Origin of the sequence: uncultured Aliiroseovarius sp. (assembly GCF_947497285.1) — a bacterium.
In the GTDB taxonomy this organism is placed as follows: Bacteria; Pseudomonadota; Alphaproteobacteria; order Rhodobacterales; family Rhodobacteraceae; genus Aliiroseovarius.
This window is the reverse complement of sequence record NZ_CANMFT010000003.1, coordinates 400507-424137: the sequence shown is the minus strand read 5'-3', so window position 1 is coordinate 424137 and position 23631 is coordinate 400507. Positions and strand designations below refer to the sequence as shown.

The following is a 23631-nucleotide window of genomic DNA, read 5'->3' as shown; positions in this document are numbered from 1 at the left end:
GATCGCAAAGCGAATCTTCCTTTGCAACCCTGACTGAAAAAACTTGGCCGTCAAAGGTTTCGCCACTTTTTCGCAATCCTAACGAATTGTTACATGGCGGGTCCAGAGGTGTGCGACCCAGTCAAACTCCTTTTCATGCGCCGGTTCAGGTGTTAGCGAAAGGGCGTAACAGGAGGCGCCATTGGGACAGAATTTCAACGAAACCTCGGCCCTGACTCAAGCCGGTTTGAACCTTATTCAGCAGGCGCTTTCCATCTATGATCGCAAGCTACGGCTGGCCGTTGGAAACCGCCAGTTTCAGGATATGTTTGACCTGCCAGACCACCTTGCCACCCCCGGTGCAGAGTTTTCGGACACCATCCGATTTCTAGCAGAGCGCGGCGATTACGGGGCTGTTGGTGATATCGAATCTTTCGTCAAGTCGCGCGTCGATCAGGCTTTGGCATTCGAACCACATTATATGGAGCGCACGCGCGCCAACGGTCGGGTGATTTCGGTCGAAGGTCATCCGCTGTCGCAAGGGGGGTGGGTGACTGTCTATACGGACATCACACCAATCAAGCGGCAAGAGGCACTGTTGCGCGCCCGATCCGAGGAACTGTCCGACCAAGTGCTGAGCTATACCGAAGAACTGACCCAGACCAACCGGGCGCTGGCCTCGACAATCGCAGCGCTGGAAGAAACCAAACGCGAGCTAACCGAGATGGAAAGCCGCACCCGCCTGACCGCCGAAATGATGCCCGCGCACATCGCGCGCATAGATCGCGATCGGCACTACACCTTCTCGAACCGTCGCCTTGGATCCGTCATCACGGGGCGACCGAGCGACCTGATCGGGTTGCACGCAATCGAAGCACTGGGCGACGAGGCTTATGCGCATATCTCGCCCTACTTCGCCCGTGCTTTTAACGGCGAACCCAGCGTGTTCGAATTCTCGCACGAAGGGTCAGGACGCCGTATTCGGGTCGCACTAACCCCTGATCAAGACGGTGATGAAATCTCTGGCGTCTACATCCTGTCGATGGACGTCACTGAGGAAGCACAAGCTCGCGCGGCCTTGGCCCAGACCCGCAAACGCGAGCTGGCCGCGCAACTCACATCGGGCGTGGCGCATGATTTCTCGAACCTGCTGACCATCATCCTTGGGCTGCAAAGCCGTCTGGCCCAGATGCCACTTGGCGATGATGCACAGCAGATGGTTGCCGCCACCACGGCCGCGGTGCGGCGCGGTGGGACGTTGCTGGACCGGATCGCCTCGATCTCGGGCCGGCGCGAGCTGCATTTTGAACCGACCCTCGTGCCCGACATGCTGAATGGACTGGAAACCCTCGCGCGGTCAACGCTGCCCGATGACATCGACCTGGTAATCAACGTCGCGGACTTGAACGACCCGATTGTGCTGGACGCAGGCGCGGTGCAGGACGGGATTCTGAACCTTATCCTGAACGCGACCCATGCGATCGGATCGTCGCCCGGCACCATCCACCTGACGGCCCGCCCGATCCGCGACACATGGGTGGAATTCCGTGTCACCGACAGCGGGCCCGGCTTTTCGCGAAAGGCGCTTGAGCACGCACTTGACCCGTTTTTCACCACCAAGGGCGGCGAAGGCTCCGGGCTGGGCTTATCAATGGTTTATGACCAGACCAAGGTTGCTGGCGGACAGGTGAAACTGTTCAATTCGGCCGACACGGGCGGCGCGGTTGTGTCTGTCCGCCTGCCGCTGCGCAAACCGCTCCAGCCCATATCTCCGCGCCTTGTCCTGTTGATCGAGGATAATCAGGACATTCGCACATCCGTTCGCGAGATGCTGACCGAAATGGGTCATCAGGTGATCGAGGCAACATCCGCCGAAGAAGCACTGGGGTTGGTCGACCTAGACGGGCTTGGTCTGATCCTAAGCGACGTGATGTTGGAAGGCGCGCAGACCGGCCCAGAATTTCTGCAGGGGTTGCGCATGGCAGGTATTGATGTCCCTATGCTGGTCATGACCTCCCTACCCGCCGATGATCCGCGCAGGGCAGAAGCCGGTTTCCCGGTTTTGCCCAAACCCTTCACAAAGGGCGAACTCGCCACGTTCCTGTCTGAAGAGGTCCGCGTATGACCCAGCCATTGGTCGCCATCCTTGACGACGAACCGGAAATCCGACGGATGCTGTCAGATGCGTTGGAAGACGCCGGTTTTCGCACCGCAAGCTTCGCCCGCGCCACCGAGTTCGAGGCCGCCTTGAACACCATGTCCCCGGATGTCTGCCTTGTGGACCTCGGTCTGCCAGACCGTGACGGGCTGACCTTGGTGCATCGGCTGGCGCTGGAAAGCGGCGCGTCGATCATCATCATTTCAGGCCGCACCCAAGTGCAGGATCGCGTCACCGGGTTGGAGCTTGGGGCCGACGACTATATCGTCAAACCATTCGAACCCGCCGAGGTCGTCGCCCGCGTCCGCGCGCGCCTGCGCGGGCCGAAATCCAGCCTGAAAACGGCGCAAACCGCGACGTTCAACGGCTGGACCGCGCATTTCGACCGTTACATGCTGGAAGACGACAGCGGCGAGGAAACCGCCTTTTCCCACGCCGAAGGCGAAGTGCTGCGCCTGTTCCTTGACGCCCCCAAGCGGCTCATATCGCGCGCGCAAATGCAAGAAACACTGGGTGGCGTCGCCGGTGAAAGCTTCGACCGCGCCATGGATGTCCGCATCTCGCGTCTGCGCACCAAACTTAAGGAAGACCCCAAAAATCCGCGCCTGATCAAGACGATCTACGGCGCCGGGTATATCTTTCTAGGGGATGTGAGTTGGGGATGAAGCCTATGTCCGGTTAGCGGGACAAAGCAGACTCTCGGCAACACCTCGCCAAAGCCCGTTTTTTTTGTCCCGAGCCGTCTCTGGGACCTCTCTTCAAGTTTGAGTCAGTAGCGCAGCGAGGTAGGCGGCATAAGCAAGAACGAGAAAGCCGCCTTCACGCCGAGAGATTGTCCAACCACTTCGGGCGAAGGCGACGAGCAAAAGTGCGGTCGCACACAAAATCCAAATATCAAAACGGGCAATCTCGCTTGGGATTACCATAGGTTGGACAAGAATGGTAATGCCGAGGATGCCCAGAATATTGAAAATGTTGCTGCCCAGGACGTTGCCTAGTGCGACAGAGCCTTCGCCCTTGCGCACTGCAATGATGGAGGTCACGAGTTCAGGCATCGATGTTCCGATAGCGACGATTGTTAAACCGATCAAAGCTTCCGAAAGCCCCGCCGATTGAGCAATAGCGACTGCGCCGGACACCAAGAACCGAGCCCCAAAGATGGTAATCACCAAACCTCCAAGTGCTATCAACAAGGAAACACCGAGATTTGTTTCCGGGCCAGGCACGGCGTCAGCTTCACTCTCGTAGACAGTCGCAGCTGGCGTGCCTCCTGACCGCCTCTCAGACCAGAGCGTGAAGCCCAAATAGGTTGCCAAGGCGACCACTAAGCCCGCGCCGATCAACCGACCGACCTCACCGAGAAGAACAGCACCCAGACAAAGCAGCGTTGAAAGAACAACGACGGCTCCGTCCCGCCGAAACGCTTTTGGATCGACTGAAATAGGTGCAATCAGAGCGGCAACGCCAAGGATCAGCAGAACGTTGCCGATATTGCTGCCAACGACGTTACCAATAGCAATGCCGGAAGACCCAGAGAGAGCCGCTTGCAGGCTGGTGACCAGCTCAGGTGACGAGGTTCCGAAGCCAACCAGTGTCAGGCCGATCACCATCGGCGAGATGCCGAATGACTTGGCAGCGGACACTGCGCCACGTACGAGCATTTCGCCGCCGACGATCAAGCCAACAAGGCCAAAAATGACGAGAAGTATTGCACTCATTTACGGGAAGATCTTTCTACCAAATGACAGAGCGGAAGTGTGCATTCCGAACCACTTTACAAGAGCCTAAGCAGACATTCGTGCAGCTTTCAGCGTCCGCCAAAATGGCTTCAAACCCGCCCTTCGCGGTGCAGTCACCAAATGCCGCCTGCGCGGACAGCGCACGCACCCAAAAGGTGACGATCAGGTGTTGCGGCGACCGCGTGATTGGGCGGGGGCTGACACCTCATCTAACCTGCGGGCCGGGATACGGACGAGCTTTACGATGCGGGTGCAAAGATCGCCTCACCACGTCAAAAAGCGCAGCACGAACGGGTTTCCGCGTCGCACAAAGACGCGGCGCAGTTCGTCCCCCAGCAGTATCAGCAGGGCAAACGGGACGGACAGCATAAGGTGCCAGGCCTCAAGCGGTGCGGTGCCGAAAAACGTGTTGAAGGCCGGGATATAGCTGATGCAGGCCAGCAGCAGCAGTTCAAATGCGATCCCCACCAAGACCAGCTTGTTAGACAGCAGTCCGACGGTCAGCAGGCTTTGCGTTCGGGTTCGGCAGATGATCACATCCGCCACTTGGCAAATGATGATCGAGGCAAAGAACCCGGTGATTGCCGTCCGGTACAATGGGTCCGAGCTGGCCAGGTCTTGCCCCCATTCCCACCCCCCGGTGTAGAGGATGGTGAAATAGGTGAAAAACCCCGCCGCCGCCTGCAACATTCCGATAATTCCATAACTCATCAGCAGCAGGTTGCGGCTTAGCAACCGTTCACCCCGTTGCCGGGGTTTGCGTTTCATCACGTCGGTTTCCGGCTTTTCCGCCCCCAGACCAAGTGCGGGCAGAATGTCCGTGCCCAAATCGATGCTGAGGATCAGGATCACCGTCAGCGGCAAGGGAATATCCAGCAACACAAAGGCGATGAAGGGCAGAATCTCGGGGATGTTGGAGGTCAGAATGTAGGCGATAAACTTCTTGATGTTGTCGAAAATGGTGCGGCCTTCTTCTACGGCCGCAACGATGGTGGCGAAATTGTCGTCCATCAGCACCATATCGCTGGCCTCTTTGGCGACATCGGTCCCCATCACGCCCATGGCCACACCCATGTCGGCGTTCTTTAGCGCGGGTGCGTCGTTCACCCCGTCGCCTGTGACTGTCACGATCTCGCCGCTGGCTTGTAGGGCCTGAACGACCTGCAATTTTTGGGCCGGTGCGATGCGGGCGAAGATAATCTCTGCCTCGTCCTGCAAGACTGTCTGCAGTTCGGCGTCGGTCATCTGTGACAGCTCGTCGCCCTGCACCACGCGTCCATGCGGGCCCATCATCCCGATCTGTTGGGCGATGGTCTTTGCGGTCAGGCCGAAATCACCGGTCAGCATGATCACTCGGATGCCTGCTGACACGCAACGCTCCAAGGCGATGGGCACTTCAGGGCGGGGCGGGTCGATCATCCCCGTCAGGCCCAGAAACACGTATCCGTCCTCGGGCACCCCGTCGCGGTCGCAAGCACGCGCGGCAAAGCCCAGCCCGCGTTCGCCGCGGCCCGCCAATTTGTGATACGCATCCACGATGTCGCCATGGCGATCCGGGGTCAGCGCAAATTCTTCGCCATTCAGCGCAACCTTGTCGCACATGGCCAGCACCACCTCGGGCGCGCCCTTAAGGTAGGCTTGCGGCCCGGTCCCATCATCGGTGACCGTGATCATCCGCTTGCTGGTCGAGTTAAAGGGCTGTTCGGCGATCTCTTCGACACGCCGCAGGGCGGCTGGGTCGGTGTAGTTGCGCGCGTAAAGCAGCAGCGCACCTTCAGTCGCATCGCCCGCGTAACCATCATCGGTCAGATAGGCGTTGTTGCAGACGCACATGACCCGAAGCAGCCGATCAAAGGCAGCGGCATCCACCACCTGCCTGTCATCAACGGCATAGGAGGTCCCGCCGACGACAACCGTGTTCACGCCAAGCCGGTTTTGCGTCAGGGTGCCCGTCTTGTCTGTGCAGATGACAGTGGTCGACCCAAGGGTTTCGACGCTTTCAAGGTTCTTGATCAACGCGTTCTTCTGCGCCATGCGGCGGCTGGCCATGGTCAGGCTAAGCGTAACAGTGGGCAGCAAGCCTTCGGGCACATTCGCCACAATGATGCCGATCGCAAAGATCAGGCTGCCGATCACATTGTTGCCGATTGCGACAGACACGCCAAAGAAACTTACCCCCAAAAAGATGGCGATGAAACTGATGACCTTGATGAAGTATTTCAGTTCCTGGTGGATCGGCGTTTCCGTCGCCTCTGTGGCCTTGGTCAACGCCACAATGCCACCGATCTGGGTGTTCATGCCGGTTTCAACCAGCAGCACCTTACCTTCGCCGTTTTGCACAAGGCTGCCCGAGAAGATCATGTTGGGGCTTTCCAGCATTGCCTTGGCTGATTTGCCTTCGTCCAGCAATTGCGGTTCGCTTTCACCGGTCAGGCTTGAATTGTCGACCTTAAGCTCTTTGGCCTCAATCAACCGCCCGTCGGCAGGCACCTTGTCACCCTCGTTCAGCACGATCACGTCACCGGGCACCAGCTCGCCGACGGGCACCTCTTGCGGGTTGCCGTCGCGCAGGGCGGTGATCATCGAGGGCAGCATATTCTTGAAGCTGTCCATGATGCGTTCGCTTTGATGTTCCTGAAAATAGGTGAACGCCGCGTTTAGGAACACCACACCGACCAGCGCAATGGCGATATAGAGATTGCCGTTGCCCGGGTCCAATTTCTCGGCCGTCATCGCCAGCGCGCCGCCTGCGATCAGCAGGATGGCAAAGAAATTCTTGAACTGCTGAAGAAACTTGACGATTTCGGGCGTGTCCTTCGAAACCTTCAGCTCGTTGGTGCCATACCGCTCCAGCCGGTTTTTCGCTTCGTCTGTCGTCAGGCCTTCGGGAGTGCTGTCAAGCTCCTCCAAGACGTCTGTAAGCGATCTGGTGTGGTAGTCTGCCATGTTCTCCGCCCCATTTCTTGCGGGCGTAAAACATACCCAACTATCCTAAGTATCAATCCACACGCACTGAAAAATAATGATGTAGATCATGATCGGCGCTGTTTTTGGAAGGCTGCGTTTGGCGAAGAATAACTCGGATCTCGCACAGCCTGGCGCCGACGATCAGCGTCTCAAACCTCACTTACCTGCAGTCAGCGGCGGGCGAGCAAGCCCGCTACAACCGATCGCGCCGTGCGCGGGCGTTTTGGTAGAGCGCCAAAAGAGTAACGGGGGGGCCGACGATCTCGAAGAAAACGGTGCCGGCGATGGTCAGCGTCATGATCGTTGCCGCCCAGTCGGGGAATGCCTCGGCAGCGACCAGCGCCATACCGACGGCAACACCGGCCTGTGGCAAAAGTGCCGGACCGTAGTGAGACGCCTCGGCCCGGGGGACGCCACCGATCCATGCGCCGAACAAGCCGCTCGCCAGTCGTGCGGCGATCCGAAGCCCGGCATAGGCAAGACTGATCCAGCCAAGCGTCCTTAATGCGTCCAATTCAAGGGACGCACCTGCGAGCAGAAAGAACAGCAACATGAACGGCCATTCGATGTATTCGATCTCGTGAAAAGCATGGGCGTGATGGCGCGCGAGATTGGCAATCAACGCGCCAGCAGTCATGCCCGCCACCAGAAACGAAACCTCAAGCCATATCCCAAGGCCCGCGGTGACAAAGACCACGCCAATGGCTTCGGTCTGCAGCGGCTCGCCCTCTTTCAGGCGTCCGGTCAGGTATGCGGACGGAACGCCGACACAGATGCCAAGCAATACCGCCCCCCCGATGTCACGACCTGCGCCCAAAAGCGGCGCGGCCCAGCCGCCGGACTGATCGATCAGGGCCAGGCAGACGCTGAACATCAACAGCCCCCAAACATCGTCGATGGCGACGATACCGTTGAGCGTCTCAGTGAACCCGTTGCGGATTCCCGACTGGCGGATCACGTCCGAGATCGCCGCCGGGTCGGTTGCCGTGGCAATCGCCCCCAGCAAAAGCGCAAGGGCGGGATCAAGACCCAGCAGGCTCAGACCCGCCCAGACAATTCCTGTCGTTCCTACGACAATGCAAAGTGATATCGCGGAAATGGCGCGGCCATGGCGGCTCAGGTTGTCGCGTGTCAGCTCCCCCCCAAGTAGGAACGCCACCATCGTCAGTGCGACTACTGAAATCGGTTCGAACAAGTCGGTTGCGGCCTGCGGCAGAAGATCAAGACCCGATGGCCCGACCAGAAGCCCAAGAAGCAACAGCATCGTCACACGGGGCAACCGGGTCAGGTGGCCGATCTTGTCGGCAAGCAACCCGCCAAGGAAAAGCACGCCAATCGTGATGAGCAATAGCGCCTGTTCCATGCCCTGCGGTTCCTATGCGTTGAGGTTCCCCGTGGTCCGATGCATCACCGGACCACGGATTGGGTTATCTCAGCAGATTGAGGGCTTCCAAATCCATCCCTAACGGGCCGCTCAGATCCTCGATCGAGTCGTAGAGAAGCTCAAGCGCATAGTGGGGATTGTGGGCGTAGTTGCCGGGGTCAGACGTCACCAGCTTCCAGTTGTAAGCCGCGCGCAGGCTTCGGGGTGTCCAGCCGTTATAGGCAACGGGATTGCCTTCGCTTTCGTCGATCACACCATCGCCATTCGCGTCGGTGAAGAAGTATGGATAGCGTGTCCCGTCATAAACGATAGGCACACCCGCGACGTCGCGCGAATAGCTTTCCACAGTTTTCAACAGCAACGCGGCATTCGACTGAATGTCGGCGCGGATACCGACCGACGTATCTCCGGTGCCGGAATAGCTTTGGCGCGAAATGCGGATGTCCTGCGCGCTGTCTGCCTGGTGGCATGTCAGGCAGGGTTCAAACTCCACCTCAAGCGTGTGCGGTTCGTGGCACGAGTTACAGGTCGATACCGGACGGGCGTGGAAGAAACGTCCCGAATAGTCGCGCCCTTCGTAGTGATAGCCCGCCCCGCCATAGCCGCCCAGCCACGTCGCCGCAGCGGTGGCATAGTGCGGATTGATGAACCGCAGTTCTGGGTTTGAGGTGTCGATGTCCATATCCGCGATGGCAGTGCTGACATTGACGCCAGCAGTGCGGCCTTGGTGGCACGTCATGCAGGACGCCTCGACACCCTGAACGGGGTGCGCCAAGCCGCTGGGGAACTTCACCTCGGTGATTTCGGCAAGGCCAGCATTGTGGCATGTGCCGCAATCCACGACGCCGCCAATATCGACGGGCGCTTCGATGACACCGGGCTCGCTTCCATCCAGCCCGTGGAACGCGCGAAATCCTTCACCGGAGTGGCAGGCCGCGCAGGCGGGTCGGATTTCCTCATCTTCATCCCAATGACGAAACGCCTCGGCCGCGGCATCGGCATGGGCCGAGCGGAACCAGTTGGCGATCGCATCATTATTTTCAATTTTGATATCTGCCGGCTTGAACGGCCCTGATTTTGGCAGTGCAAAGGGGATGACAGCTTCGCTCTCGCCGGGCGTGTCATCCGTGCTTTGGCTAAGAACGCCGTAGCTGCCGGACACGAGGATGAAAACCGCTAAGAGGGCCAGAGGGATGGTCGATACGCGAAAAAAATCTTTCATGGTTGATTCTCCGTGGCATGCGAAATGGGACCCTTCCATCTAATCACGATCATGTTATCGTTACACGGAAAAATTGTGCTTATCTGATGTGCTCCCGTGTTTTGGCGCGAGCGAGACGCAGGAGTGAGATCATGCCAGCTCTCAAAGTTCGAGCGGGATTGACCCCGACATTTCCGTCGCCACCTCAGCGCGATCGGGGGCCGACAGACGTGATCACTCAAGAGGCCGGAATACGAACATCGTCGGGCCAAACCCTGCGCATCACGCCGCTTGTGAAAGAAGATGACCTTGTCGCGCAGGGCGCGCCTGTTGCGTGCCTGCGGGATGCGCCACAGATCCAGTTTGTCGCACCGATGCCCGGACGCATCGCACGCATTTCCCTCAAGCCGGGGCGCAAGCTGTCCGAAATCGTGATGTTTCACGAAGCAGGCGGCGAAGTGGTCCAGCACGACGGTGCCGGTGCAACAACTGACCATGCTCTGCGCGACCTGATGCAATCTGCCGGTGTGTGGCCGTGGCTGCGACGGCGGCCATTTGGTGGCATGCCAGCCGCCGATGAACGCCCGTCAGCGATTGTCGTTATGGCCATCGACACGCGGCCCTTCGCCCCCGATCCGCGTCAGGCGCTGGCAGGGCGCGAAGAAGCGTTTGCGCACGGTCTGCAAGCACTGGCATCTTTAAGCGACGGTCCGGTCTTTGTCTGCCATGCACCCGGCCCTGCGCTGTTTGAACGCGGCCTTGGCGACGGACAGGTGCGCGCCGAAGCCTGCACCCCGCGCCACCCGCAAGGATCTGCCGGGCTGCGCATTCACGCCCTTGCGCCAGCCACGATCGAAACACCCGTTTGGGACATTCACGCCGAAGATGTCGCCGCATTGGGCGACCTTCTTTCGACCGGGATTTTACCAATGTCGCGCCTTGTGCGTGTTGCAGGTTCGGGACTGCGCGAAAGCCGACTGGTCCGTGCTCAACCCGGTGCCGATTTGCGCGAACTGACGCTGCGCGCCGTGGCACCCGGAGCGCATGTGTTGATGTCGGGATCGCCGCTGGACGGTCACGAAGCCCATTGGCTTGCCCCGCGCCACCGGCAAATCACGGTGCTGCCGCGTCCGCAAAACGACAAGCCGCCGCATTGGTTCGTCGCAGCGCTCACACGCTCGGGGCTGCCAAAGCCGGTTATTCCGACGGCCGCGTTGACGCAAGCGTTCGGCGCGGCCCTGCCCGCCGTCGCACTGGTGCGCGCGCTCAGTGCGGGTGACGATGAAATGGCGATGAAACTGGGGGCGCTGTCCATGCTTGAGGAAGACGTGGGTCTTGCCGACTATGTGCTTGGCGGGCAGTCGGACTTGGCCGAATTTCTGCGCGGCATGCTGGACCGAATACAGACAGAGCTTGCGCCATGATGAAGGGGCTTTGGGATCGTGAAACTGTCGCGCTGATGTTGCTGGCCGCCTATATGCCACTTGCGCTTTTCTGGCTTTGGTTTGGCGGCGCCGAGGCACTTTCACGGCTTGGCTTCGCACTTCTTGTCCTTGCGGTCTGGCATCTTGTTTTCATGATTGCACGGGCGCAGCCACCGTCGTTTGCGGCTTTGATAACGGCCTTGGCTGTGGCGATGCTTGCGCCGCAGGATCTTGGCGCGATCCGAATGCTATTGGGGATCAGTTTCGGCGTGGTGATGGGCGAACTGGTGTTCGGGGGCTGGGGCCGCAATGTCGTGAACCCCGCGACCGTGGCGCTGTCGTTCCTTGGCTTCGGGTTTCCGGGCTTTGCTTGGCCGGGCTTTGATGATCCGGTTGTTTGGGCGGCTATCCCTGCGGCCCTGATTGGGGTCGCGACGGGTGTCATGCCCGCCGCCGTATTGGGCGGCGCGCTGGTGGTAGGCGCGGGTGCCGTGATGCTGGGCGTTCCATTGGATGCGGTTCTGCCTGCAGCCAGTATTGTTCTGGTGCTTCTTGTTGTCGATCCGGTGACAAGCGCATCAACGACCCTTGGCCGGTGGATCAACGGCGGTCTGTATGCAGGCTTGGTGGTTATGTTCGCGACGGGATGGACCGACGCTGCCCCGGTTCAACTTGCAATCGCAGCGGCGCTTTTGACATCCTTGGCAACGCCGCTTTTGGATGAAATCGCGGTCACTCTTTGGATCGCGCAACGCAGGAGGCGTCATGGCCGGAACTGACTGGAACCCTTGGCGCCGCCTGCTTGCGTTGCCCAATGAAAGCCGCGCCAAAACGATCATCGTGGCGTTTCTTGTGTCAGCCATCTGCGCCTTGCTGGTCAGCAGCGCCACGGTTCTTCTGCGCCCCATCCAAACCGCGAACCGTGCCGCAGAAGAACAGGCACGCATTGGCGATCTTGTGCGCGGCATTCCGGGCATGGCAGCCCTTTTGGAAGAGTCCGGCGGCACCCTTTCGACCGTCGTCATCAATCTTAACACGGGGCGCGCCGCACAAGACGTAACAGCCGAAACACTTGATGCCGCCCTGACCGATATGGCGAACTGGACAGTGCTGGACGCTGGCGCGGACATTGCCGGGCTTGGGCAGCGGCCTAACTTTGCGCAGATATTCCTGCTGCGCGACGACGATGGAGTATCGCTGGCACTGTTGCCGGTCGCCGGCCAAGGCTATGGCGGGCAGATTGATGCGATCCTTGCGGTTCACGGCGACATGAACACGATCGCCGGCATCGCGATCACCCAACACGCCGAAACGCCCGGCCTGGGTGGACGGATCGAAGACCGTTCGTGGCAGCAAAACTTTCCCGGCACGATCATCCGCGACGACAGCGGGGATGTCAGGTTCAGCGTCGCACGTGGCGATGCGACCACCGATTATGAAGTGGACGGTATCACCGGCGCCACCCGCACCGGCAGCGGTATCACCCGCATGATGCGGTTCTGGCTTGGCCCCGATGGATACGGCCCCCTGATTGACGCAATCGCGCGCGGGGAGTTCTAGGCCATGAGCGCGCGCATCTCGTTCTGGACCACGCTAACCGACCCGCTGATCCGGCAAAACCCGGTCACGTTGCAGATCCTTGGTATCTGTTCGGCACTGGCCGTGACGACAACGCTTGCCACGGCGCTGACCATGTCGGTGTCGCTGACGGTCGTGCTGACGCTGGCGGCTGGCATCATCAGCTTGATCCGGCGCCATATCCCCGACACGATCCGGCTGATTGTGCAGATCGTGATCGTCGCCTCGCTCGTGATCGTGATCGACCAGATCTTACAAGCCTATTTCGCCGATATCAGCCGCGCGCTTTCGGTCTATGTTGGGTTGATCACGACCAACTGTCTGGTCCTTGGACGCACTGAATCCTACGCTCGCTTTAATGCGCCGCTGCCCTCGATGGTCGATGCGTTCGGCAATGGGCTTGGGTATTCGCTTGTGCTGATCGTGATTGGCTCAATTCGCGAACTTTTCGGCATGGGGCAGTTGTTTGGCGCGCAGGTTTTGCCGCTGGCTGAAAACGGTGGCTGGTTCACACCGCTAAGCCTGATGTTGCTGGCCCCATCAGCCTTCTTCCTGCTAGGAGGGCTCGTCTGGGCCGTGCGGTCGGTGCGCACTGAACAGGTCGAACCGCCTGATCACACGCCGCCCTTGCAACGGGGGGCCGTGGAATGAACGACCTGTGGTCCTTTTTCCTGTTCGCGGCCTTTGTCGACAACATGCCGCTGACGCTGTTTTTGGGGCTTTGCACGTTTCTTGCCCTGTCACGGCGCACGGAAAGCGCGGTTGGGCTTGGCATTGCGATGACGGGTGTTCTGGGCGTGACGGTGCCCCTGAATAACCTGATCTATAACCTCTTTCTTGCGCCCGGCGCTTGGGGTTGGGCGGGCCAGCCTGACCTTGATCTGTCGTATCTGGCCTTGATCACCTTTATCGGCGTGATCGCGGCCACCGTGCAGCTTTTAGAGATGCTGCTGGATCGCTTCTTTCCTGCAATTCACGCAGCCTTCGGGGTCTTTTTGCCGCTTTTGACCGTGCAATGCGCCATCCTTGCCGGCAGCCTGTTCATGGTCGAGCGCAGCTATACTTTCGTTGAATCGGCGGTCTTTGGCGTGGGCAGCGGCGTTGGGTTTGCGGTTGCCGTTGTCATGCTTAGCGCGATTCGTGCGCGCCTTTCCTATGCAGACCTGCCCGCGGGGCTGCGCGGGTTAGGGATCGCCTTCATCCTCACGGGTCTCATGTCACTGGGCTTTGCCTCTTTCGCACAAATGGCAGCAGCCCCATGAGCGAGATTGTCCTAGGCAGCATGATCATCGCGATGCTTGTCGTCGGACTTGCCACCGGGCTGCTTTTGGTGCGGCGCCGGCTGGTCCCGCAAGGCAATATCGACGTCACCGTGAACGACACCGTGCAGATCGCCACCCAACGGGGCACCAAGTTGCTGGATGTGCTGCACAACGCCGAAATCCGTATCCCTGCGGCCTGTGGCGGGTCCGGCACCTGCGGATTGTGTCGCGTGACCGTCACCGGCGAGGGTGCAGGCACACCGCAAGCAACCGAACGCGGTGTGTTGTCCCCGAAGGAAAGGCGGGCCAATATGCGCCTTGCTTGCCAGGCAACTTTGCGCGGCGACTGTGCTGTGCAGGTGTCTGAAGACATCTTGAGCGCGGGGGCAGGCGTGACCTGCACGGTCACCTCCACACGCATGTTGGCGCCGCTGATCCGCGAGATTGTGCTTGAACTGCCGAAGGATCATCCGACGACGTTCAAGGCAGGCGATTTCATGCAGATCACCGCGCCTGCCTACCGGCTGGATTTTGCGACACTGGAATTGGAACCGCGCTTTTGCGACGCATGGGACATCAACCGATGGGGCAGGCTGAACGTGACGTCCGATGCCGATGTAACCCGTGCCTATTCCTTGGCCAGCCGCCCCGAGGATACGGGTTTTGCGGTGTTCAACATCCGCCTTGCCGTGCCGCCCGCCGGACGCGAGGATGACGTTCCGCCGGGGATCGTGTCGTCTTGGCTGTTTTCACTCAAGCCGGGTGACAAGGTCCTTGCCTCGGGTCCGTTCGGAGAATTCCACGTCCAGCCAACAGAACGCGAGATGGTGTTCATCGGGGGCGGCGTGGGCATGGCACCACTGCGCGCGATGATCCATCAGGAGATCGGGCGCGGAAGCACCCGGCGCATTCGCTATTTCTATGGCGCGCGCACCGCCTCCGATCTGTTCTATTCTGACGAGTTCGAGGAACTGGCCGCCAATCATGCTACGTTTAGCTGGACACCGGCCCTGTCAGATCCAGCACCAGGTGATCGCTGGACGGGCGCGACCGGGTTCATTCACGAAAGGCTCAAAGCGGAAATGAGCACCCATCCCGCACCGGAAGAGTGTGAATACTACTTGTGTGGCCCGCCCGTTATGATTTCCGCCGTTCTCGCCACGCTGGAACAGCTGGGCGTCGAGCCGCGCTCGATTTTCTACGATGATTTTGGAGGCTGAGACATGAATGACCGAACCATCCGACCGTCGCGCCGCACCGCGCTTGGCCTGATTGGCGCCGCACTGGTGCTGCCGAAGGTCAGCCATGCCGCCGCCGTCTCGGAAATCGCGGGCGATGCGTTCGGCACGACATGGCGGATCGTTGGGCCGCCAAGCGCCGAACTGGAGCGCCTTCGGTCTGGCATCAAAGCACTGTTCGCCAGCATTGATCGGCAAATGTCACCATGGCGCAGCGACAGCGTCATCAGCCGCTTCAACGCGATGGCCACAGGATCACAGGCCGTGGACGCTGAGATGATCCACGTAACGGCCTCTGCCCTGCATCTTGCGCGCGCCAGCAACGGCGCGTTCGACCCCACCGTCGGGCCTTTGGTCGCGCAATGGGGGTTCGGGCCAATTCAGGGCGGCAGAACACCGGATTGGCGCGGGTTGTCGCTTGGCGTGGATTACATCGCCAAGGCGCGCGATGACCTGACGCTTGATCTGTGCGGAATTGCCAAGGGCCGCGCCCTGGATCGCGCTGTTGATCTGGCGCAGGAGGCTGGCATCGACAATCTGCTGTTTGATCTGGGCGGCGAGCTTAAGGCGCTTGGCACACATCCCTCGGGGCGACCGTGGCACGTCGCGGTGCAGCACCCGCTGACCGGCCAACCTGCCGCCACTTTACGCCTGACAGACGGGCAGGCCGTGGCGACATCGGGACTTCGCGCGCAAAGCTATGAATTGGCGCAGCGCAGATATGGGCATATCATCGACCCCACAAAGCGCGCGCCTGCCGATGCAGGACTATTGTCCGTCACGGTTCTGGGCGCGGATGCGATGACTGCAGATGGTTGGGCGACGGCGCTGTTTGCAGCAGGCCCGACAGCAGGGCCAGCCCTTGCGCGCGATCACGATCTATCCGCCCTTTTGATTGTGCGCGATGGAACGGGGATCAGGTCGATCAAGACCGGTTCAATCGAAACGATGCTGCTATGAATAAGGACTTCGGATAATGGAAATCCTGTTTGCAATTGCGATCTTTGGCCTTGCGGCTGCGGGTCTGGGCCTTGGGCTGACCTTGGGGCGCGGACCGGTGCGCACAAGCTGCGGGGCGTCCGCCGGTCTGCGCGAGGGGCGCTGTGCGGATTGCCCATTGCGGCGCATCGCTGACGCAGTGGAGGCGGAGCAATGAGCGCGCACCGGGTCGCGTCTATTATGCGCCGCGATGTGCCCATTCTGACGCCTGATACACCGATCCGGCGTGCCGTCGCCCAGCTGATTGACGCAGGCATCGCCGCCGCGCCTGTGGTCGGTGAAGATGGCAGGCTGGATGGCATCCTGACCCAGAAAGACTGTTTCCGCCCCGCCCTGAATGCAAGTTATTATCAGGAGTGGACCGGGCGCGTCGCCGATCAAATGTCGCGCGATGTGGTTTGTGTCGATGCCAGCGACGATGTCATCCACATTGCAGAGATGTTCTTGTCCCACCCGCACCGCCTCTTTCCAGTGATGGAGGGCGGCAAGGTTGTCGGGCTCGTGGACCGCTCTGATGTCCTTGCCCTACTGTTGCGCATTGAGTAGCGGGCTAATCGAGATCAGGGGGCGGTGCCCGCAAAGATCCTGACCTCTTGGCCAATAGAATTCTTAAGATAATTTCCGCCGCGCATGCGGACCTTCGCTGCGCCCCCGTTGAATTCGTAGATGGGGCGCAAAGCTGACATACCGCGATGCGTGCACCCTACTCCGCCGCCACCTGCGCCACTTTCTCAACCTTCACCGCAGCGAACTTCATTTCGGCGATCTTGCCGTATGGGTCCAGCGCAGGGTTGGTCAGCGTGTTGGCTGCTGCTTCCACATAGGCAAATGGCAGGAACACCATATTTTCGGCCACGCCATAATCCGCGCGGGCCATGATGTCGATTGTGCCGCGTCGCGTGGTCAGGCGGACCATATCGCCCGGCTCAACGCCCATTTCACGTAGGGTTTTGGGGTTGAGCGAGCAGTTGGCCTCGGGCTCGATCGCGTCCAGCACGGTGGCGCGGCGGGTCATGGAACCGGTGTGCCAATGCTCCAACTGCCGCCCGGTGGTCAGGACCATCGGATAGTCGGCATCCGGCAGTTCGGCGGGCGGCAGGATCGCGGCGGGCGTGAAGCGCGCGCGTTTGCTTGGGCGCGGGAAGCCATCGCCAAACACCACCGCCTGCCCCGGATCTTCGGGGGAAAGCGACGGGTAGGTGACGGCATTCTGCGCCTCGAGCCGGTCCCACGTGATATGATCGAGCGACGGCATCACGCGACCCATTTCGGCAAACACTTCACTGGGATGGGTGTATGTCCAATCCAGCCCTAAACGTTTGGCAAGCTCAATCGTGATCCACCAATCCTCTTGCGCCTCACCCGGAGGCGGCACGGCGGGGCGGCCCATCTGGACCTGCCGGTTGGTGTTGGACACCGTCCCGGTTTTCTCGGCGAAGGCAGCGGCGGGCAGGACCACATCGGCATAGCTGGCCGTTTCGGTCAGGAAGATGTCCTGACTGACCAGAAACTCCATCCGCTGCAACGCTTCGCGCACGTGGGTGATGTCGGGATCAGACATGGCCGGATTTTCGCCCAGAATATACATGCCTTTGATGCGGCCATCATGCACCGCGTCCATGATTTCGACCACGGTCAAGCCGGGCTTGTCGGACAAGTTGTCCACACCCCATTCGGCGCTGAATTCGGCCAGAACGGCGGGGTCCTTCACCGATTTGTAGTCGGGCAGGAACATCGGGATCATGCCCGCATCAGACGCGCCCTGCACGTTGTTTTGACCGCGCAGCGGGTGCAAACCTGTGCCCGGACGCCCGACATTACCGGTCATCAATGCCAGTGAAATCAAGCAGCGGGAGTTATCTGTGCCGTGCACGTGCTGGCTGATACCCATGCCCCAGAAGATCATACCGGCCTTGCCAGCCGCAAAGGTGCGGGCGGTGGCGCGCAGCTCATCTGCGGAGATGCCGCAAATCTCGGCCATATCCTCGGGCGGGAACGCTTTCAGGTGTTCGCGCATCGCCTCCCAATTCTCGGTGTGCTTGGCGATATAGGCGTCGTCGATCAGACCTTCTTCGGCGATCACATGCATGATCGCGTTCAGCATCGACACGTCACCGCCCGGCTTGAACTGCAACATATGCGTCGCGAACCGGCTGAGCGAGGTGCCGCGCGGGTCCATCACGATCAGCTTGCCACCGCGCTTGGTGAACTGCTTGAAATAGGTCGCCGCAACGGGATGATTTTCGATCGGGTTTGACCCGATGACGATTGCCACATCGGCGTTTTCGATCTCGTTAAAGGTGGCGGTCACAGCGCCCGAGCCTACGTTTTCCAGCAGGGCCGACACAGAAGACGCGTGGCACAGCCGGGTGCAGTGGTCCACGTTGTTGTGGCCAAAGCCCGCGCGGATCAGTTTCTGGAACAGATAGGCCTCTTCATTGGTGCATTTCGCCGATCCAAAGCCAGAGACCGCGTCGCCGCCATGGGTATCGCGCAGTTTGGCAAGACCGTTTGCCGCGAAATCCAACGCCTCGTCCCAGCTTGCTTCACGAAAATGGGTCAGCGGGTTGGCGGGATCGACGTTTAGCCCCTTGGGTGCGCCCTCTTTACGGATCAGGGGTTTGGTCAGGCGGTGGTCGTGGTTGATATAGTCGAACCCGAACCGGCCCTTCACGCACAAACGACCTTCATTGGCGGGGCCATTGATCCCTTCGACATAGACAACCTTGTCATCTTTGACGCGCAGGCTGACCTGACAGCCGACACCGCAGAAGGGGCAAATGCTTTCGACCTCGCGGTCATAGTCTTCGGTGTCTGTCACTTTGGCTGGCATCAGCGCCCCGGTGGGGCAGGCTTGCACGCATTCGCCACACGCCACGCAGGTCGATGCACCCATCGGGTCGGAAATATCAAACACTGGATAGGCATCATGCCCCCGCCCCGCCATGCCGATCACGTCATTGACCTGCACCTCGCGGCAGGCACGGACGCAAAGGTTGCACTGAATGCAGGCGTCCAGATTGACGCTCATCGCGACATGGCTGTCATCCAGAAGGGGGATGCGCCCGGATTCCAGCTTCGGGAAGCGGCTGGTTTCCACGCCGGTCAGGTCGGCCATGTCCAGCAGATGCGACGAAGCATCATGTGGGGTCTCCGGCTGGTCGGCCATCAACAGTTCGACCACCATTTTGCGGGCCGTCCGCGCGCGGGCATTGTCGGTGGTGACAACCATACCCTCAGCAGGTTCGCGAATACATGACGCCGCAAGGACGCGTTCGCCCTCAATCTCGACCACGCAGGCGCGGCAGTTCCCATCGGCGCGCAGGTCCGGCACATCCTTGTGGCACAGATGCGGGATCAGGGTGCCCTCGCGCTTGGCCACGTCCCAAATGCTCTCGCCGTTGTGGGCCGTAACCTCTTGCCCGTCCAAGGTGAACTTGATGCCGTCGCTCATGGAAACCTCCGTCTAGTCCTGACCAGTATAAACCATGCGATGGGGCACGTCAGTCCTTCAATCCCGACGCCCCGCACCGATTTTGCGCCAGACCCCCTTTTCGAACTGCACCCAACTGTCTAGCAATAGGCCGAAAGGAGACCCCATGACCACGATTACGCTGATCCGCCACGGCCAGGCCAACAACACCGCAACGGATGAGGCTGGCTATGACCGCCTGTCCGATCTGGGCCGCCAGCAGTCGCGTTGGCTGGGCGACTATATGCGCGACACCGGGCAGCGTTACAGCAAGGCCTATACCGGCACGCTGACACGGCACCGCCAAACCGCGCAGGAATGGGGGGCTGACGAATTCACACAGGACGCCCGGCTGGACGAAGTGCGCTATTTCGACCTGTCCGAACGGATGCACACGCAGTTTGGCATCCCGCACCCCCGCACGCATGAAGATTTCGTCGATCACCTGCCACTGACTTTTTCGGCATGGCAGGAAGGCAAGATCGACAATGCGCCCGAGACGTTCCACGACTTTCAAACGCGTGTCAGCGACGTGATTCACGACATCGCTGAACGCGGCGAGGATGCGATCATTTTCACCTCGGGCGGGTTTATTGGCATGGCAACGCGGGTGGTCATGGGGCTTGATATTGGCCCGTTCACCCGCACGATCCTGCCTATTATGAACAGTTCGGTCCACCGGATGCGACTAACACCTGCGGGGCTAAGCCTGATCCAATTCAACGCCGTGCCGCATCTGGAACCCACCGACCGCCACCACGCGCAGACGCATTTTTAAGGAGCTTCGTCCATGACACATCTTTGGGTTCGCGCCGAACAGCGCCTTAACGAAGATCGCGTGGGGCTGACGCCTGACGGTGCGAAGGCGCTGATTGATGCGGGTCTGCACGTGACGGTCGAAGAAAGCGGCGCGCGGGCCATCGGCATTGACGGCTATCGTGATGCGGGTTGTGAGATTGCACCGGAAAACAGTTGGCCAGATGCGCCGAAAGACGCGATCATCTTTGGCCTCAAAGAACTTCCCGAAGACGGCACTCCCCTGCCGCATCGCCACATCATGTTCGGTCACGCCTTTAAAGGCCAACATTCAGGCCGCACCCTGCTCGAACGGTTCAAGGCAGGGGGTGGCACGCTCTATGATCTTGAATATCTGGTGGATGAAACCGGGCGCCGCGTCGCCGCCTTCGGCTATTGGGCCGGTTTCGCAGGTGCTGCAGTGACGTTGAAGGCGTGGGCAGCGCAACAGCACGGAAAGCTGTGTGGTCCGGTCGGGGCCTACAAGAACAAGGACGCGTTGCTGGACGAACTTCGCGCTGAACTCGACGCAACCAACACCCCGCGCCCGGCCGCCATTGTGATCGGCGCCCTTGGCCGCGTCGGAACAGGCGCGTCTGACCTGATGGAAGCCATGGGCGTCACTGTCACCAAGTGGGACATGGCCGAAACCGCAAGCGGCGGACCCTTCCCCGAAATCCTCGACCACAACCTGTTTATCAATTGCATCCTCGCCGGGCCACAAACCCCCGTGTTCGTGCCGCGCGACGCGCTGTCGGCAGGCCGCAAACTGACAGCCATCGGCGATGTGGCTTGCGACCCGGACAGCGACTACAACCCGGTGCCGGTCTATGACAAAGCGACCAGTTGGGACGCCCCGGCCCTGCGCGTGGCGCAAGATCCGGTGTTGGATGTGATGGCAATCGACAACCTGCCGTCTATGCTGCCCTTGGAAAGCTCCATCGACTACGCCGGACAACTTCTGCCATCGCTTCTGACCCTGACTGATCTGACCACGGGCGTCTGGCGCCGGGCCGAGGCGACGTTCCGCACCCACATGAAGGACATCTGATTTGGAAACCGTGATCGGCGCATCGGCCGCCATCCTCAGCACCATCTGCTGGCTGCCACAGACCATCCGCACGTGGCGCACCCGGCACACAAAAGATCTGTCGCTGGCCGCGAACTTGATGATCCTTGGTTCCATGAGCTTGTGGCTCACCTATGGCATCATGCTTAGTTCCTGGCCCATGATCGTTGCCAACACGGTGGCCGTGATGCTGGTCGGATCCATAATCATCGCCAAACTGAAATTCGGCTGAAAGGAAGCTTCGTTATGACAATCCATTGGTGTGGCACCGGCCTGTCGGCCATTCCCGGCCTGCGTCGCTTGCTTGAGAACGGTCGCAACGTCGTTGTCTGGAACCGGACCGTCGATAAGGCGCGCGAGGCTGTTGGCGATCTGACTGACAAGATACGTCCCTTCGATCTGGACGCCGTGACCGCGGCCCTTGCCCCCGGCGATATCGCGGTGTCGATGCTGCCCGGCGATCTGCACGTCCCCCTGGCCAAGCGCTGCCTGCAGAAAGGCGCGCATTTCGTGTCCTCCAGCTATATCTCGCCCGAGATGCGCGCGCTGGATGAGGACTTCCGCGACGCTGGCCTTGCCTGCGTGAACGAGATCGGGTTGGACCCCGGCATCGACCACCTGATGGCCCACTGGCTTGTCGCCGATTATCGCGCGTCAGATGCCTTTGATCCGGACAACACGCTGAGTTTCATCAGCTATTGCGGCGGCGTGCCGAAAATCCCGAACCCGTTTCGTTATAAGTTCAGCTGGTCGCCGCTGGGTGTTCTGAAAGCACTCCGCTCGCCCTCACGCTCGATCAAGGACGGAAAACCGCTCGACGTCGCGCGGCCTTGGGATGCGATCAGCAGCTACGACGCGCCTTTGCAGCAGGTCGAAAGCTTCGAGGTCTATCCCAACCGCGACTCGATCCCGTTCATGGAGGATTACAAGTTCGACCCCAATTGGAACGTCGATACTTTCGTGCGCGGCACCCTGCGCCTGAACGGCTGGACCGAGGCGTGGAAAGACGTGTTTGCCGAGGTGGAGACACTTGAAGGCGCGGCGGGCGACGCGCGACTGAAAGAAATGTCCGACCAGTTCTGGGACGAGAATTCCTATGACGAGGGCGAGCCTGACCGCGTGATCATGTGCGTAGCATTGAAGGCGGAAAAGGACGGTGCCGAGGTCTATCACAAGACCTATGTCATGGACGCATGGGGCGACGACCGCGGCACCGCCATGGCGCGGCTTGTGTCCACGCCCGTGTCACTGGCCGTCGAGATGATCCGAGACGGCAAAGCCCCCGCCGGAGTCTCCGCCGCCACCTCCGATCCAGAGATGATCGAGGCATGGATGGGTCATGTGAAGGAACTGGCGCAACATGTTGAGGTGGTGGAGCACGTCTAAGACAAGCGCCCGGCGGCGGCGGGCAGCGCATTCAGTTAAGAGTATTAGAATGATGACCGAGGGACCAATTGTGAAAAGCATTAGGGATTGGGTGTTTCGGGAACTCCCAATTGACCCTTCTGACATGACTATGACCACGTATTTGGACTCAAAGACCACTCACAGCTTACTTGTCATTTATCACAATTGGTCCTGCCGCCTAGTCTCTGCTCAACCAAGAACAGTTCACCTATCCAGTTTCGTTGCTGATAAAATGACCGACATTCGCTTCAGCAGAGCCTTGGCATCAATCATCCTCGACACACAGACAGGCTATCCGCTGACGAAATACCTCAGTCGTGGGGTCAAAGAAGCAGTTTCGCCGCCTCGCAAAGAAAAGCCCGCTTCCCGCCGTCGCGATCTGGATTTGATGTTGAATTCTTGGGGCATTCACCACCTTCACCTCTCAACTGAAGTTGAATCCGATGGGTTTGTCTCACGAGATGATCCTTTGCTGTTTGCGGTTTTCAAAGAGCATGATGCTTATCTGTTGGATATTGGGGATCATGGAAGCTGGACATCAAGGCGCTTGCTTGAAATCTTGGTTCAAGAGTTTCCGAATTCTGGTGCGTTTCATGTCCTTAAAGGCGTGTCCGGACTAAGTGAAAACCATGATGATAACAGCCTAAAGACACTTAGAAAAAAGCGAGTGAACTCTGCTTTGTCGATAGATGGGAAAGTCATAATTCCCAGTGCCGGTATTTCATTAGCGGGAACAACCATAGCAGCAACCCGCGATTCTGACATGTTATTGGAAGCAGTTGAGAACTTCGAACAAACGTGGGCTCAAAATCCAGCGCAGATTAAAGATATGGTTGGGTCAGCACAAAAATTCTTCCCTGAAGACCCCGAGTTCATATTCGAATGTCACGAAACAGCCGGGGTAGGAATCTACGAGACGAAATCAAAGACGTTCTTTTCATTGGCTCCCTGATGAGAAT

General features: G+C 59.8%; 21 protein-coding genes. 16 read left to right on the top strand and 5 right to left on the bottom strand.

From position 1 onward, the window contains the following. Positions 1–181 precede the first annotated feature (181 nt). Together Q0864_RS07610 and Q0864_RS07605 are read left to right on the top strand one after the other, a co-directional pair. Positions 182–2104 carry a PAS-domain containing protein gene (locus Q0864_RS07610; protein WP_298567514.1) on the top strand — a complete coding sequence of 641 codons (1923 nt, stop codon included), beginning with the start codon at positions 182–184 and terminating at the stop codon, positions 2102–2104. Further along, positions 2101–2802 carry a response regulator transcription factor gene (locus tag Q0864_RS07605; RefSeq protein WP_298567513.1) on the top strand — a complete coding sequence of 234 codons (702 nt, stop codon included), beginning with the start codon at positions 2101–2103 and terminating at the stop codon, positions 2800–2802. The genes Q0864_RS07610 and Q0864_RS07605 overlap by 4 nt, the downstream gene beginning before the upstream one ends. Before the next feature lie 93 nt (positions 2803–2895). Here Q0864_RS07605 and Q0864_RS07600 read toward each other — a convergent pair whose 3' ends face one another. The 4 genes from Q0864_RS07600 to Q0864_RS07585 all read right to left on the bottom strand — a co-directional run bounded on the left by Q0864_RS07600 (position 2896) and on the right by Q0864_RS07585 (position 9449). Further along, a complete protein-coding gene (locus tag Q0864_RS07600; RefSeq protein ID WP_298567510.1) occupies positions 2896–3855 on the bottom strand; it encodes a calcium/sodium antiporter in 960 nt (319 codons plus the stop codon). A 285-nt stretch (positions 3856–4140) separates the two neighbouring features. Continuing rightward, complete coding sequence (locus Q0864_RS07595) at positions 4141–6822, bottom strand: HAD-IC family P-type ATPase (RefSeq protein WP_298567507.1); 2682 nt, start codon at positions 6820–6822, stop codon at positions 4141–4143. Positions 6823–7036: 214 nt separating this feature from the next. Next, positions 7037–8206 carry a cation:proton antiporter gene (locus Q0864_RS07590; protein WP_298567502.1) on the bottom strand — a complete coding sequence of 390 codons (1170 nt, stop codon included), beginning with the start codon at positions 8204–8206 and terminating at the stop codon, positions 7037–7039. Positions 8207–8270: 64 nt separating this feature from the next. Then, a complete protein-coding gene (locus Q0864_RS07585) occupies positions 8271–9449 on the bottom strand; it encodes a cytochrome c3 family protein (protein WP_298567499.1) in 1179 nt (392 codons plus the stop codon). A gap of 131 nt (positions 9450–9580) precedes the next feature. On the opposite strand from Q0864_RS07585, the gene Q0864_RS07580 reads away from it, so the two are divergent. The 9 genes from Q0864_RS07580 to Q0864_RS07540 are packed head-to-tail and all read left to right on the top strand — an operon-like array spanning position 9581 to position 16475. Next, positions 9581–10852 (top strand): Na(+)-translocating NADH-quinone reductase subunit A, encoded by a 1272-nt coding sequence (locus Q0864_RS07580; protein ID WP_298567496.1) that lies wholly within the window; start codon positions 9581–9583, stop codon positions 10850–10852. Then, on the top strand, positions 10849–11631 hold the full coding sequence (locus Q0864_RS07575) for an RnfABCDGE type electron transport complex subunit D (protein ID WP_298567493.1): 783 nt from the start codon (positions 10849–10851) through the stop codon (positions 11629–11631). The genes Q0864_RS07580 and Q0864_RS07575 overlap by 4 nt, the downstream gene beginning before the upstream one ends. Further along, positions 11618–12412, top strand: coding sequence for an FMN-binding protein (locus Q0864_RS07570; RefSeq protein WP_298567490.1), 795 nt, complete (start codon positions 11618–11620; stop codon positions 12410–12412). Before Q0864_RS07575 ends, Q0864_RS07570 begins: the two co-directional genes overlap by 14 nt. A 3-nt stretch (positions 12413–12415) precedes the next feature. Next, the gene (locus Q0864_RS07565) at positions 12416–13081 is read left to right on the top strand and encodes an NADH:ubiquinone reductase (Na(+)-transporting) subunit D (protein ID WP_298567487.1); all 666 of its coding nucleotides are present in this window, start codon (positions 12416–12418) and stop codon (positions 13079–13081) included. After that, on the top strand, positions 13078–13692 hold the full coding sequence (nqrE, locus tag Q0864_RS07560; protein WP_298567485.1) for an NADH:ubiquinone reductase (Na(+)-transporting) subunit E: 615 nt from the start codon (positions 13078–13080) through the stop codon (positions 13690–13692). The genes Q0864_RS07565 and nqrE overlap by 4 nt, the downstream gene beginning before the upstream one ends. Beyond that, a complete protein-coding gene (gene nqrF / locus Q0864_RS07555; protein ID WP_298567482.1) occupies positions 13689–14912 on the top strand; it encodes an NADH:ubiquinone reductase (Na(+)-transporting) subunit F in 1224 nt (407 codons plus the stop codon). The genes nqrE and nqrF overlap by 4 nt, the downstream gene beginning before the upstream one ends. Positions 14913–14915: 3 nt before the next feature. Continuing rightward, on the top strand, positions 14916–15890 hold the full coding sequence (locus tag Q0864_RS07550) for an FAD:protein FMN transferase (RefSeq protein ID WP_298567479.1): 975 nt from the start codon (positions 14916–14918) through the stop codon (positions 15888–15890). Between the two features lie 16 nt (positions 15891–15906). Then, the gene (locus Q0864_RS07545) at positions 15907–16086 is read left to right on the top strand and encodes a hypothetical protein (protein WP_298567477.1); all 180 of its coding nucleotides are present in this window, start codon (positions 15907–15909) and stop codon (positions 16084–16086) included. Then, entirely contained in the window at positions 16083–16475 is a 393-nt protein-coding gene (locus Q0864_RS07540; RefSeq protein ID WP_298567475.1) for a CBS domain-containing protein, read from the top strand. The genes Q0864_RS07545 and Q0864_RS07540 overlap by 4 nt, the downstream gene beginning before the upstream one ends. 157 nt (positions 16476–16632) lie before the next feature. Here Q0864_RS07540 and fdhF read toward each other — a convergent pair whose 3' ends face one another. Beyond that, a complete protein-coding gene (gene fdhF / locus Q0864_RS07535) occupies positions 16633–19383 on the bottom strand; it encodes a formate dehydrogenase subunit alpha (RefSeq protein ID WP_298567471.1) in 2751 nt (916 codons plus the stop codon). A gap of 145 nt (positions 19384–19528) precedes the next feature. Between fdhF and Q0864_RS07530 the strand changes: the two genes are divergently transcribed. The 5 genes from Q0864_RS07530 (at position 19529) to Q0864_RS07510 (ending at position 23624) form a co-directional block, all read left to right on the top strand. Continuing rightward, the gene (locus Q0864_RS07530; RefSeq protein WP_298567468.1) at positions 19529–20179 is read left to right on the top strand and encodes a histidine phosphatase family protein; all 651 of its coding nucleotides are present in this window, start codon (positions 19529–19531) and stop codon (positions 20177–20179) included. 12 nt (positions 20180–20191) lie between these two features. Then, the gene (locus Q0864_RS07525) at positions 20192–21247 is read left to right on the top strand and encodes a saccharopine dehydrogenase (RefSeq protein ID WP_298567465.1); all 1056 of its coding nucleotides are present in this window, start codon (positions 20192–20194) and stop codon (positions 21245–21247) included. Positions 21248–21257: 10 nt separating this feature from the next. Next, positions 21258–21497 carry a SemiSWEET transporter gene (locus Q0864_RS07520; RefSeq protein ID WP_298567591.1) on the top strand — a complete coding sequence of 80 codons (240 nt, stop codon included), beginning with the start codon at positions 21258–21260 and terminating at the stop codon, positions 21495–21497. 14 nt (positions 21498–21511) lie between these two features. Next, positions 21512–22651 carry a saccharopine dehydrogenase family protein gene (locus Q0864_RS07515; RefSeq protein WP_298567462.1) on the top strand — a complete coding sequence of 380 codons (1140 nt, stop codon included), beginning with the start codon at positions 21512–21514 and terminating at the stop codon, positions 22649–22651. Between the two features lie 253 nt (positions 22652–22904). Next, complete coding sequence (locus Q0864_RS07510) at positions 22905–23624, top strand: hypothetical protein (RefSeq protein WP_298567459.1); 720 nt, start codon at positions 22905–22907, stop codon at positions 23622–23624. The last annotated feature ends 7 nt before the right edge of the window (positions 23625–23631 follow it).